Origin of the sequence: Psychrobacter sp. TB55-MNA-CIBAN-0194, from assembly GCF_040309505.1 — a bacterium.
GTDB classification, from domain to species: domain Bacteria; phylum Pseudomonadota; class Gammaproteobacteria; order Pseudomonadales; family Moraxellaceae; genus Psychrobacter; species Psychrobacter fozii.
Genome location: NZ_JBEOOW010000540.1, coordinates 1 through 253 on the forward strand (window position 1 = coordinate 1; position 253 = coordinate 253).

A 253-nucleotide genomic window follows, 5' to 3' on the forward strand; every position below is an offset into this window, starting at 1 on the left:
CTGTATGCCATCGGCGAAACCAGTTTCACCGGCCTGCACGGCGCCAACCGCATGGCCAGCAATTCACTGCTCGAATGCTTCGTGTATGCGCGCTCGGCGGCAGCGGACATTCTTGAGCAACTACCGCGCATCCCGGTACCGGCCGCCCTGCCCCGCTGGGACGCGAGCCAGGTTACCGATTCGGACGAAGACGTGATCATCGCCCACAACTGGGACGAGCTGCGGCGCTTCATGTGGGACTATGTGGGTATCG

1 pseudogene is annotated in these 253 nt (G+C 62.8%); it reads left to right on the forward strand.

The features are described from left to right. A pseudogene (locus tag AAEY75_RS16205) lies at positions 1-253 on the forward strand (L-aspartate oxidase); the annotation flags it as partial.